General features: G+C 37.3%; 12 protein-coding genes. 8 read left to right on the forward strand and 4 right to left on the reverse strand.

The features are described 5' to 3' along the window. Positions 1-116: 116 nt before the first annotated feature. Positions 117-998, forward strand: a complete 882-nt coding sequence (gene miaA, locus N9Y32_04590) for a tRNA (adenosine(37)-N6)-dimethylallyltransferase MiaA (protein ID MDB2590291.1) — start codon at positions 117-119, stop codon at positions 996-998. On the opposite strand, the gene murD is transcribed toward miaA, so the two are convergent. Then, on the reverse strand, positions 985-2,283 hold the full coding sequence (murD, locus tag N9Y32_04595) for a UDP-N-acetylmuramoyl-L-alanine--D-glutamate ligase (GenBank protein ID MDB2590292.1): 1,299 nt from the start codon (positions 2,281-2,283) through the stop codon (positions 985-987). The genes miaA and murD overlap by 14 nt on opposite strands. A gap of 64 nt (positions 2,284-2,347) precedes the next feature. Between murD and N9Y32_04600 the strand changes: the two genes are divergently transcribed. The 6 genes from N9Y32_04600 (at position 2,348) to N9Y32_04625 (ending at position 8,227) form a co-directional block, all read left to right on the forward strand. Further along, entirely contained in the window at positions 2,348-3,013 is a 666-nt protein-coding gene (locus N9Y32_04600; GenBank protein ID MDB2590293.1) for a Bax inhibitor-1 family protein, read from the forward strand. A 23-nt stretch (positions 3,014-3,036) separates the two neighbouring features. After that, positions 3,037-3,582, forward strand: a complete 546-nt coding sequence (locus tag N9Y32_04605; GenBank protein ID MDB2590294.1) for an RNA pyrophosphohydrolase — start codon at positions 3,037-3,039, stop codon at positions 3,580-3,582. A gap of 86 nt (positions 3,583-3,668) precedes the next feature. Continuing rightward, positions 3,669-4,946, forward strand: a complete 1,278-nt coding sequence (locus N9Y32_04610) for a homoserine dehydrogenase (protein MDB2590295.1) — start codon at positions 3,669-3,671, stop codon at positions 4,944-4,946. 12 nt (positions 4,947-4,958) lie between these two features. Beyond that, the gene (gene thrC / locus N9Y32_04615) at positions 4,959-6,023 is read left to right on the forward strand and encodes a threonine synthase (protein ID MDB2590296.1); all 1,065 of its coding nucleotides are present in this window, start codon (positions 4,959-4,961) and stop codon (positions 6,021-6,023) included. A 35-nt stretch (positions 6,024-6,058) separates the two neighbouring features. Next, the gene (cysM, locus tag N9Y32_04620; GenBank protein ID MDB2590297.1) at positions 6,059-6,952 is read left to right on the forward strand and encodes a cysteine synthase CysM; all 894 of its coding nucleotides are present in this window, start codon (positions 6,059-6,061) and stop codon (positions 6,950-6,952) included. Positions 6,953-6,955: 3 nt separating this feature from the next. Then, entirely contained in the window at positions 6,956-8,227 is a 1,272-nt protein-coding gene (locus tag N9Y32_04625; GenBank protein MDB2590298.1) for a chloride channel protein, read from the forward strand. On the opposite strand, the gene hemJ is transcribed toward N9Y32_04625, so the two are convergent. Then, positions 8,224-8,646, reverse strand: coding sequence for a protoporphyrinogen oxidase HemJ (hemJ, locus tag N9Y32_04630; protein ID MDB2590299.1), 423 nt, complete (start codon positions 8,644-8,646; stop codon positions 8,224-8,226). The genes N9Y32_04625 and hemJ overlap by 4 nt on opposite strands. A 92-nt stretch (positions 8,647-8,738) precedes the next feature. Here hemJ and N9Y32_04635 point away from each other — a divergent pair, with 92 nt between their 5' ends. Further along, the gene (locus N9Y32_04635; GenBank protein MDB2590300.1) at positions 8,739-12,440 is read left to right on the forward strand and encodes a DUF3683 domain-containing protein; all 3,702 of its coding nucleotides are present in this window, start codon (positions 8,739-8,741) and stop codon (positions 12,438-12,440) included. A gap of 8 nt (positions 12,441-12,448) precedes the next feature. Here N9Y32_04635 and N9Y32_04640 read toward each other — a convergent pair whose 3' ends face one another. Beyond that, complete coding sequence (locus N9Y32_04640) at positions 12,449-12,781, reverse strand: gamma-glutamylcyclotransferase (GenBank protein MDB2590301.1); 333 nt, start codon at positions 12,779-12,781, stop codon at positions 12,449-12,451. An 88-nt stretch (positions 12,782-12,869) separates the two neighbouring features. Beyond that, the gene (locus tag N9Y32_04645) at positions 12,870-13,304 is read right to left on the reverse strand and encodes a DsrE family protein (GenBank protein ID MDB2590302.1); all 435 of its coding nucleotides are present in this window, start codon (positions 13,302-13,304) and stop codon (positions 12,870-12,872) included. Positions 13,305-13,326 lie beyond the last annotated feature (22 nt).

The raw sequence follows: 13,326 nt of genomic DNA on the forward strand, positions 1-13,326 counted from the left end.
AATTTATTCTATCAATATTTTTAATGTTGACATTATAATCTAGGTTAGTTATATAAAAACTTACTAATACAAGGAGATTTGTGCCTAATCCGCCTGCTAATACTGTACTTTTTTTAATGGGTCCTACTGCTTCAGGCAAGACAGATCTAGCTATTAAAATTAGCCAAAAAGTTAGCTCTCGATTGATCAGTGTCGATTCTGCATTAATCTATCAAGGCATGGATATTGGAACTGCCAAGCCTGATATTGCAACACTTAAAGGTCACCCTCATTATCTTATTGATATTTGCAAACCCAGTGATACTTATTCAGCCCAGGACTTTGTTAATGATGCCACCCATCAAATTGAGTTAGCTTTTAGCCAAAACAAGTTACCTATTCTGGTTGGTGGAACCTCGTTTTACTTCAATGCATTGGAGTACGGCTTATCTGATCTTCCAGAGTCAACCTCAGAATCCAGAGAAAAATATAATCAACTCATTAAAGCAAAAGGTCTGGAAACGTTATATCAATTATTACAAAAAATCGATCCTATTGCTGCGCAGAGAATTCATGCTAATGATTCACAACGTATTACTCGTGCACTTGAGGTATTTGATATTAGTGGCAAAACCCTTACCGAACTCCAGGGGAAAAAACAAGGTGGGCTTAATTGTATCATTAAAAAAATTATCTTAATGCCGGATCGCAGTGAGCTTCATCAGCGCATTGAAGCTCGATTTCATTTAATGATGGAGCAAGGATTTATGGATGAAGTTAGAGTTTTAAAGGCTAATATAGCACTTCATCAAGATCTACCTTCAATTCGCTGTGTAGGTTATCGCCAAGCATGGCAATTTTTGAACAATGAGTTGAATGAGACTGAAATGATTGAAAGATCTATTATTGCCACAAGACAGCTTTGCAAGCGTCAAAGCACTTGGCTGAGAAGTGAAACTCAAGGGTTGAAACTGAAAACTGCGGATATTGAAAAAGCAGTAAACTTTATCCAAGAATAGCGCGTTTAAATTCAAGGCCTCGATGTTCGAAATTATCAAACATATCAAAACTTGCACAGCCTGGAGATAAAAGCACCACACCATTATTGACCATGCCTTTAGCCAAAGAGACTGCCTCATTCATATTTTTAGCATGAATAGTTTTAGCAATATGAATGCCCCGCTCGAAATCTGTAGCACTTTGCCCAATTAGAATAACACCAAAAATATCTTGGTCAATCAACTTAAACAACTCAGTGTAATCTTCATCTTTAGCAATACCTCCAGCTATTAAAACAATATTTTCATATTTATTAATAAGCGCCTTAATCGCTGTTACGCTTGCCAAGGCATTAGTTGCCTTGGAATCATTATAAAATACAATACCTTTTTCATCTGACACCCACTCCAATCGATGTTCAAGCCCTTTAAAGGTTTTAATACAATCAATCATGATATTCATTTCTATACCGATTTGATCACCTAACGCCAATACCGCTAAAATGTTCGCCACATTATGCTCACCAATAAGTTGCATTTCATCAACATCCATCAGCACTTCATCGCCTTTTAAAAAGTAGCAGCTACCATGGCAAGTTACAGTGCCAAAGTCTTGATCTTGTTTTGGCATATTTATCCCGAAATGGATAGCAGAAGGTTTTTGAGGGATTAGTGGTTCATCAAGATTTACAATCAAATGTTGGCAATATTGATACAAACTTAACTTTGAAGCTGCATAATGCTCGAAACTATCATATCGATCTAAATGATCTGGGGTGATATTTAGCACCACACCAGCATATAAATTTAGTTTTTTACTATAATCTAACTGATAACTTGATAACTCTAATATATAAAGCTCAACTTCGTCTTTCAAACAATCTAGTGCCGGTATGCCGATATTGCCACCAACTGCTACCTTCTTACCACTAGCTTTGGCCATATTCCCTAATAATTGGGTTACAGTAGATTTACCATTAGAGCCAGTAATACCAATAACAGGTGCCTGGGCATATCTAGAGAATAATTCTATATCACTGACAATATTAATGCCTTTTTCAATTGCCCAGATTACAATTGCCTCTTGTTGAGCAATACCTGGAGAGATAAAAATTTCATCAACCCCTTCTAATAGGGATTTATCCCAGGCACCTAAAAAAGGCTCTATTGATGGGAATTGTGATAAAAATTTAGATAATAATTTGGGCGTTTGTCGGGAGTCAGCCACTTTAAATGCAACTTTATGTTGCGATAAAAAGCGAGCAATGGAAAAACCGGTAACTCCTAAGCCTAAAACTAGTTTCATGCTATTGTCTTATTTTCAGTATAAAATATGATTATTTTACACACTTAATCCTAGAGGAAAAATCATGAGTACACTTTCAACGACAACTATCAGTAATATACAAGTTAAAAATAAAGTTTTATCAGATACAATGAGACTTCTCTCTTATACGCTTGTCTTTGGTGGGCTAGCCTCTTGGTTCTCAGTAGCTTCAGGAGCTGGTTTCGGCTCAGCCATAGTTAGCTCTATTGCTGCAATTGCTGTAATTTGGTTCGTGCTACCTAAAACTCAAAATAGCAGCAAAGGTATTTTAACCGCTTTTGCTGTGGCAGGGTTATTAGGCTATTCGATCGGACCAATGCTCACGCATTACCTAGCAATGCCAAATGGTGCAGATTTAGTTATCCAAGCCTTAACTGGTACAGGCGTTGCTTTTTTTGCCATTAGTTTTTATGCTCAAAACACAAAGAAAGACTTTAGCTTTTTAAATGGAATGATCTTTTTTGCCATGATTGGTATTATCATTTTGTCTGTATTAAATTTCTTCTTTCTTGAATCTTCAGCTTTCAGTCTTCTCATTTCATTTGCAGTTGTTATGATTATGGGTGCTTTTATGTTGAGCCAAATGTCTGCTATTATTAATGGTGGTGAAACTAACTACATCTCTGCAACCGTTGGTCTTTATTTAGCACTTCACAACATGTTTACTAGCTTATTACATCTTTTAGGTGCTTTTTCTAACGACGATTAAAACTTCATTATTACAGTTTAATCATGATTGACAAAGAGGGGTATCGTGCCAATGTTGGTATTGTTATCACTAATGATAAAGATCAAGTTTTATTAGCTAAGCGCTATAAGCAAAATTCTTGGCAATTGCCGCAAGGTGGTATTGATCAAGGTGAGACTGATGTTGAGGCTCTTTTTCGTGAACTAAATGAAGAAGTAGGTTTAGAGTCTCATCATGTAAGTCTGATTGCTAAAACACCAAAGTGGCTTCGTTATGACTTGCCTGATTATCATATTAGACGCTCTCAAAAGCCAATCTGTGTTGGTCAAAAGCAAGTGTGGTTTCTGCTTCGACTAATCTCAAGTGAAGAAAATATCAAACTTGATACACATTCAGATATTGAATTTGATGATTGGGCCTGGGTTGATTATTGGCATCCTATCGAAAAAGTAGTTGACTTTAAAAAACCAATTTACGAAGATATGCTAAAGGCACTGGCACCGGTACTTTTTGATAACCAACATACTGTTCCTGCACATTATTCACGCCCACTAAAGTGTTCTGCCATCGTTTTAGATAAAACCAATTAAAATCCCTACTCTAATACCTTTATACATCAATAACCAATTGGTATAATTCACCTCTTATCAAGCATTTTGAAAAAGGATTTAGTGGCGTGAATATTGGAATATTAGGATTAGGTACCGTCGGTGGTGGCGTTGTAAATGTATTAAGCAAGAATGAAAGTGAAATTTTTGCTCGAACTGGTGTGCAAATTAACGTTACCCACGGCGCAGTTAAGAATATTTCTGAGCCTAGAATTTGCGCAGATGGTGATATTAATATTACAGAAGACGCCTTTGAAGTTGTCAATAATCCAGAAATTGATGTTGTCTTAGAGTTAATTGGTGGTACAACTATTGCCAAAGAATTAGTCATACAGGCTATCAATAATAATAAACATGTTATTACGGCTAATAAAGCTTTAATTGCCACTCATGGTAACGAATTACTAACGCTAGCCAAGCAAAAAAATGTACATTTACTATTTGAAGCAGCTGTTGCTGGTGGTATTCCAATTCTAAAATCTTTAGAGCAAGGATTAAGTGCTAATAAAATTGAACTAGTTGCTGGCATTATTAATGGTACAGGAAACTTTATCCTGACTGAAATGCGTGACAAAGGTAGAGATTTTGCTGATGTTTTAAAAGAAGCTCAAGATTTAGGCTATGCAGAAGCGGATCCAACTTTTGATGTAGAAGGTATTGATGCTGCTCATAAACTTGCCATATTAGCCTCTATTGCATTTGGCTGTGAATTACAGATGGATAAAGTCTCTACTGAGGGTATTAGCCAAATTAGTGGTGAAGATGTCATATTTGCAACCGAGCTCAACTACTCAATCAAACATCTAGGTATTGCTAAAAAAGTTGATGGAGAGTTGCAAATGCGCGTCCATCCAACGCTAATACCAAAAACACAGCTTCTAGCTAATGTAGACGGTGTAATGAATGCTGTATTGGTTAAAGGTAATGCTGTTGGGCCAACACTTTACTATGGTGCAGGTGCAGGTGATGAGGCAACTGCAAGTGCTGTTATTGCAGACTTAGTTGATATCATCAAAGACACAGTTAGTCATGACGTATTGGGCTGGAAGTCACTTATTGAAATTCCTAACTGTGATGTTGATAATATTGAAAGTGTCTTTTATCTGCGTTTATTAGCAACTGATAAGCCTGGAACACTAGCGGATATTACTACCACACTTGCTAAACATAATATTAGTGTTGAGTCAGTTATACAAAAGCAAATTGATGCGCAAAATAATGCACATATTGCGATTATTACAAACAATGTTAAAACTGCCAATCTAAAGGCGGCAATAGCGGAAATCCAAAGCCATGAATTCATCCAAGAGGATGTTAAAATTATTCATGTAGAAAACCTTGATTAAGGAGATAAGATAATGAGATACACAGGTCTAATTGAAAATTACCGCGACAGACTTCCTGTCAGTGAAACTACTAAACTTATCAGTCTTGGTGAGGGTAACACCCCTTTAATTCGCTTAGAAAATATTCCAGCTTTGCTTGGCAAAGATGTTGATATATATATTAAATATGAAGGTTTAAACCCAACTGGATCTTTTAAAGATCGCGGCATGACTATGGCCGTTACTAAGGCAGTTGAAGCTGGCTCCAAGGCTATTATTTGCGCTTCAACAGGTAACACCTCTGCTGCTGCTGCTGCTTATGCCGCTCGTGCTGGTATTAAAGCATTTGTACTTATTCCTGAAGGAAAAATTGCCCTAGGAAAATTAGCTCAAGCAATGATCCATGGCGCTGTTATTATTCAAATTAAAGGTAACTTTGATGATGGTATGCGCTTAGTTAAGGAGGTTGCTGATCATGCACCCGTAGCTATTGTAAATTCAATTAACCCCTATCGTCTTCAAGGTCAGAAAACAGCTGCATTTGAAATTATTGAAGAGCTAGGCGATGCCCCAGACTACCATTGTCTACCAGTGGGCAATGCGGGTAATATTTCAGCTCATTGGATGGGTTATAAAGAATACTATAAAGACGGTAAAGCAGCCAAAACGCCTATCATGGTCGGCTATCAAGCAGCAGGCTCTGCACCTTTTGTTAAAGGTGAAATGGTTGATAATCCTGAAACTATTGCAACTGCTATTCGCATTGGCCATCCTCAAAGCTGGGATTTGGCACATACTGTAAAGGAGGAGTCTAAAGGTTGGTTTAAAGCAATCAGCGACAAACGAATTTTAGCAACCCAGAAGCTACTTACTGAAAAAGAAGGTATTTTTTGCGAACCTGCTTCAGCAGCATCTCTAGCTGGTTTAATACATGATATTCAACATGGGCATATTCCTGATAAGTCAAAAATTGTTTGTACACTAACAGGCCATGGTTTAAAAGACCCCGATGTGGCTATTTCACAATGTGCTAGTGAGATGATCAACATCAATCCAGTGATGAGTGAAGTGCGTGATGCAATTTTAAATAACATGTAAATCTACAAACTTCATTTAGATTTTAGGAAGGAATAATGCCATATCAAACCATCGAACAAACTATTGGTAATACACCCTTGGTTAGATTACAACGTCTCAATCCAAATCCATCAAATATTGTATTAGTCAAACTTGAAGGAAACAATCCAGCAGGATCACTTAAGGATCGCGCTGCATTTAACATGATTGCCCAAGCTGAGATCCGGGGGGATATCAAGCCTGGAGATACACTCATTGAGGCAACCAGTGGAAACACCGGTATTGCATTGGCAATGGTAGCTGCAATCAAGGGTTATAAAATGATTCTAATCATGCCTGAAAATCTTTCACAAGAACGTCGTGATGCTATGATGGCTTATGGCGCAGAATTGCTAATTGTCACTCAAGAAGTGGGCATGGAAGGTGCACGTGACTTAGCAGATAAATTAGAACAAGAAGGTAAAGGTTTTCAGCTTAATCAATTTTCAAATATTGACAACCCTAATGCGCATACTAATACCACTGCCGAAGAGATATGGCGAGATACTCATGGCGAAGTCACTCATTTTGTTTCAGCTATGGGTACGACCGGTACGATCACTGGCGTATCAAATGTTTTAAAAGATAAAAACAAAGCCATTCAAATAATTGGCGTGCGCCCAACGGAAGGCTCTCAAATTCCAGGTATTCGTCGCTGGAGCAAAGAATACTTACCTAAAATTTTTGCTCGAGCCAAAGTTGACATAACGATGGATGTATCACAAAAATCGTCTGAACAAACCATGCGAGACTTAGCCACTCAAGAAGGTATATTTGCTGGAGTATCGTCTGGTGGAGCACTCTCAGCAGCGCTAGAACTTTCGAAAAATGTCAACAATGCTACGATTGTTTCCATTGTATGCGATCGTGGCGATCGTTACCTTTCAACTGGCTTGTTTAACGTCAAATAGACTATGCGCAGATATCTCTCGCATCAATTTCCAAATGAGTTAAAAACCTATATTTCATTAATATTGGCCAGCATATTAACTGTCATTGCCATTGATTTTTTTTTATTATCGAGTGACTATGCACAGCATACGTTTAAACATCTTATTGCAAAAAATCCTGTTTTAAGTTTTGTCATTACCCCGATTACTTTCGTTTTAATTATTTACATAGCTAAATATTTCTGCCACTATATTCAAGGTAGTGGCATTCCACAACTTATCGCAGCAAACGACTCACGCAATAAAACTATTCGCGAAAAACTACTTTCATTTCGAGTAGCTGTAGGAAAAATTATCTTTATTTTTATTGCCATGCTTGGGGGTGCACCCATTGGTATTGAAGGGCCAAGCATTCATATTGGTGGCTCAATTTTTTATGGATTTAATCGGTTTTTAAAATTAAAACGTAAACTCCTCATCCATGCATTGATTGCCATCGGCGGTAGTGCTGGATTAATTGTTGCCTTTAATGCACCGCTTGCAGGATTTTTATTTGCTTACGAAGAAATTGGAAGAAAACTCAAAAAACAAGCTTTAGTGCTCATTGCCATTGTTAGCGCCTTAGCCTATATATTAACTTTAGTTTATCGAGGTGATACCCCTTATCTGGGTGATTTCTCAGCACACTCTCTAAATTTTGAGCTTATTTGGCAACTCATACCTTTGGCTATTTTAGCGGGTATTGTTGGCGGGCTATTCTCCAGAAGTATTCTTTATTTAATAACTAGATTCATCAGTCATACCAAGGTTCGTGTAATTACTATTGCATTATTTTTAGGATTGATTGTTGGTCTTTTTAACTACCTATCAGAAGGAAAAATTGCTGGCTCTGGGCGTGATGAAGTTTTACTCATGCTAGCGGGTGAACAATTAGGAGTGGAGTTTGTATTGATGAAATACTTTGCCACGCTAACTTCGATAGTTTCAACCATTCCAGGCGGTTTGTTTATGCCTAGTATTTCTATTGGTGCAGGCATTGGCGCTGAGATCGCACCCTACTACTCAAATATTGATGCTCAAGTAATTTTAATGATGTCAATGATCGCTTATTTAAGTGCTGTCATTAGGTCGCCACTGACAGCAACCTTTGTCATCTTAGAGATGAGTGCTGCGATAAATTTACTTATTCCAGGATTATTAGTAGCTTTTATCGCCAACTGGATTAGCAAGCAGATATTCAATCAACCTATTTATGAAGCCTTGGCAGAAAGCTATCTAAAAATAGCCAAAAATTAGAAAGGTTTAACAACTACTAAAATTACAATTGCAATCAAAATTAAGACAGGAAATTCATTAAACCATCGGTAAAAAATATCAGAACGACTATTTTTATCGTGTTTAAATATTTGCAATAAATGCCCACAATAAAAATGATAAACAACCAAAGGAACCACTAAAGCTAGTTTGGCATGAAGCCAATACTGAGTTTTATAGATTTCCCATGCATCAACCACCATCCATATGCCAAGTGCAATAGCCAAAATCATACTTGGCATCATAATTCCACGATAAAGTTTGCGCTCCATAACCTTAAAGCGTTCAATGCTAATCTTGTCTTTACTCATCGCATGATATACAAATAATCGAGGCAAGTAAAACAAGGCTGCAAACCATGTAATAATACTAATAATATGAAAAGCTTTAATCCACAACATACTTTATCCTTTTTTTATATAAATACCCTTTTTAATGAAGGTAAACATCTAACTTTAACTATCAACCATTATAGTAAAATAAAATTTTCTTTTTGTTAACTTTACTTAAATTGAAGCAATACCGAGAAATACCCTATAACTACACATCATTCTCTGACAAGGAAGTTGTGTGTCGATTTTTAGGTGTAGATGCTTGGACATTATTAGAATCTCTTCGCACCAATCGAAACACAGGTCGAAGTGCTAGGATGCTATTTGAAGTGCTAGGCGACATGTGGGTTGTTGATAGAAACCCATACCTTCAAGAAGATCTTATCAAAAACCAGCGTCGCTGGAAATCGTTAATTGAAGCGCTTAATTCACGCCTAGACCTTATCAGAAAACGCGCAAATGATAACGTAAAAGTTTTAGAATTGCTACATAGTGCTGATTTAGCCGTTGCTAAATTTGAACTATGTCTAAGTGACTTTAAGCAGCACAAAAAACGCATTAAACAAACCTTACTTAAAGTAACTCACAATAATAATATTCGATTTGATGCCTTATCTCGCTCTTCTCATTCTACTGATGCCACGGATTGGCGTGTGGAGTATCCACAAGTTGTTATTACTCCAGATACTGAGCTCGAAATTGCTGCTATTGTCAAAGCCTGCATTGAGTTAGGATTAACGATTATTCCACGTGGTGGTGGCACAGGCTATACAGGCGGCGCTATTCCTCTGCATGCAAAAACTGCTGTTATTAATACCGAAAAATTAAGCTTTATTGGTGATATTAAAAATACCGACAATTTACAAAGTGTTAATGTGGGTGCTGGTGTAATTACTAAACGTGTCAGTGAATTAGCCACAGCAAATAATTTAGTTTTTGCCGTCGATCCAACGTCACAAGATGCTTGCACGATTGGTGGTAATGTGGCGATGAATGCTGGCGGCAAGAAAGCTCTTAGATGGGGCACAACCATTGATAATCTAGTTTCTTGGAAAATGGTGATGCCAGATGGCTCTTGGTTGCAGGTAAAGCGCCTTGATCACAATAAAGACAAAATTCAACTACTCAAATCTGTCAGTTTTAAAATTGACACATTGGAGGATGATTCCAAGACTATTATTAGCTCTAGGGTTCTAAACACTGACACCAAAAATCTGCGTAAAAGTGGCCTTGGAAAAGATGTTACTAATAAATTTCTAGATGGTCTTCCAGGTATTCAAAAAGAAGGTTGTGATGGTTTCATCACCTCGGCAGAATTTATCCTGCATCAGCCTTTAGATCATATTAACACTCTATGTTTAGAATTCTTTGGTCATGATTTAAAAGCTGCTGTATCTAGTATTGTTAAGATTAAAGATCTGATTGATAGTACTGCTCAAGTTGATCTTGTAGGTATGGAGCACCTTGATGCGCGCTATATCAAAGCAATCAAATATACCACCAAGGCCAATAAATCTGGATTACCAAGAATGGTTTTATTGATTGATATTTCTAGTCAAGAGCAATCATCACTTGATAAAATTGGTGAAAAAATCAAGAATATTACCACTCAACAAGTTGGTGAGTGTTTTATTGCAAAAGATTCATATACGCGACAAACCTTCTGGAAAGATCGTGCCAATACAGCCGCCATTGCAGCTCATACTAATGCTTTTAAAATTAATGAAGATGTAGTTATTCCACTAGATAAATTAGCTGATTATAGCGATGGTATTGAGTATATTAATATTCGTCTGTCCATTGAAAACAAACTAGATACGCTTAGTGAAATTCATGATTATCTTGGTAATATCAAGACAGAGACTGATCTGATCAAAGAAAAAACTGGGGCGGCGGTTAAGTTGTTAGTCCATGTTAGTAAACAGTGGCAAGACATACTTGCTAAGCTCGCAGATTCAAGCGTATTTAAACAAGTTCAAATGGCTGAACGTGTTATTTCATATATGGATGAATTCGCCCATCCGTTAAATGATTTGCTGACTGGTGATGTCTTTACTGAAATACGCAACGATATCCAAGCTATTCACGCTTCAAATCGTAATATACGCCTCTTTATAGCAACTCATATGCATGCAGGTGATGGCAATGTGCACACTAATATTCCTGTACATTCTCATAACACACAGATGCTCAAAAAAGCAGAGTCTGTAGTCGATGAGATTATGATTTTAGCCACTAGCCTTGGTGGTGTTATTTCTGGTGAGCATGGTATTGGTTTGACTAAATATCAGTATTTATCTGATGAGTTTAAACAAGACTTCGAGCAGTACAAAAAACAAATTGATCCAAACAACCATTTTAATAAAGGCAAGCTAATGCCTGGTAGTGGGCTAGATAACGCCTTCACTCCTTCTCTACATTTGGTTGAGCAAGAGGCGTTAATTCTTGAAAGTAGTGAAATTGGTGAAATTAATGACATGGTCAAATCTTGCCTACGCTGTGGAAAGTGTAAAGATGTTTGCACCACACACGTACCAGAAGCTAATCTTTTATACTCTCCACGTGACAAAATTATTGGTACCAATCTTATTTCAGAAGCATTCTTATATGAGGAGCAAACTCGCCGAGGCATTTCACTTAATCATTTTGTAGAGTTAAATGATATTGCCGATCATTGCACCATTTGCCATAAATGTGCCAAGCCTTGCCCAGTTGACATTGATTTTGGTGATGTTTCAATTAAGATGAAATCTGTCTTAATTAAACAAGGTCATCGCCAAACAAATTTAGCGTCAAAAATTTCAATAGCTTATCTTAATATGACCCAGCCTTGGAAGATTAGACTGGTGAAGAAGCTATTAATTGATTATAGCTACAAGGCACAAAACATAGCTTCACGTCTTGCCAAGCCATTCTTAAATAAAAAACCTGATAAAACTGTCGGTAGGCCAAGCATGACAATTGAGCTTACTACTTTATTGGACAAGCCATTACCAACTGATACAGGGCTCAAGCCAATGCGAGAGCTACTCGACATTATTGATAACACCAGTGTGCCAATTTTATCGCATCCAACCAAGTCTAACTCAGACTCACCTAGTGTGTTTTATTTCCCAGGCTGTGGCTCTGAGCGTCTTTATTCGCAAATTGGTCTAGCAACAGTCGCCCTTCTATACCATCAAGGCGTTAAAGTGGTTCTACCACCTAGTTACTTGTGTTGTGGCTATCCGCAAAAAGCTGCTGGCTTAGATGATAAAAGTAATGCTATTTCAACGGACAATCGCGTTTTATTCCACCGCATGGCAAATACCTTAAATTACTTAGATATTAAGCATGTACTCACCTCATGTGGCACATGCATTGATCAGCTTATGACTTATGAACTCGGTGATATTTTTAAAGACTCTAGTTTAACGGATATTCACGAATATCTATTAGAGCAAGATGTCACACTTGATGCTACAGGTGAACAATACCTTTACCATGCGCCTTGTCATGATCCGATTAAATCAGAAAATTCTAGCAATCTCATCTCTAAAATTGTCAATAGTGAGGTCATTAGTAATGACCGCTGTTGTGGTGAGGCAGGTACATTTGCAGTTGCTCGCCCTGATATTGCCAAGCAAGCCAAATATAGAAAAGAGTTAGAAATTAAAAAGGACATTGCGACTATTGAAAAAAGCGACAAGCCTATTAAAATGCTCACCACATGTCCAGCATGTCGCCAAGGTTTATCGCGCTACCAAGGCTCAACCAATATTCAACCTATTTATCCTATTGAACTTATCGCTGAACAAAAGCTAGGTGAAAACTGGCAGAAAGAGTTTATACAATCAGTCAATATTGAAAAAGTCTTGCTATAAAAAAACTTTTAAGCTTGCACGTACACCCAAGCTTGCTTGCCTGATTTAAACCTCCCCATTACTCGCTGATACTCATCAACTTCGTACTTATCTGATTGGGCTAATTCTTCAGTGGTAATTTCGAATACCATGCCTAATATTTCATCTGCAAGATCGCAAGTAACAACTGCTATCGGATGGTGTGTTTCACCACTAAGATCAACCACATGCTGATCTTTAATCTCAACCATTGCTAGCTTATAGCCCAATAACTTATCCGCATGACCTTCCAATTCACGCCCAAAAGTTTCAAATTGAACTTTTTCACTTTGTAATGTTCCATATGAAAATAAAAACTCCATTTTCTAAAGCCTTAAAATCCTAGTTAAAAAAATCATACAAAAAAAGAGCCCTACGAATAGGGCTTTTAATTTTAACAAAATGAACCAATTATGGTCTTAAATACGTAAACCCTTTTAGTTGTAAATGTGATAATTCAGCAACACCACTTGGAACAATATCAGAACTCTCGGCATCATACAAGTGATCACTTACATTGACTTTCTTACCCTTAACAGTGTTAGCGCAAACCTTAAAAGTGACCCCTTGATCCTTTAAACTAGCAATTTTTGCTTGCATTGCATCTGTTGCATTTCCGGTAGGAAACTTGGTATTTTTTGCTTCTTCAGGTAACAATAATAAAGACAATCCCATGCCATGCATTACAACCCTGATATCCATATTTTTTGCACCTACAGCATTAATATGATTCTGAATATTTCTTAATGCGCCACCCTGCCTTTTAGCGTTATCATAATTAACATGATAGGCAACTTTTTGAGTTCCATAGTCTGCCTGAGCACTAACACTAAAACCAAACACCATACCTACCAAAACAAAAGCAGTG

This window comes from Candidatus Thioglobus sp. (assembly GCA_028228555.1).
GTDB lineage: Bacteria > Pseudomonadota > Gammaproteobacteria > PS1 > Pseudothioglobaceae > Thioglobus_A.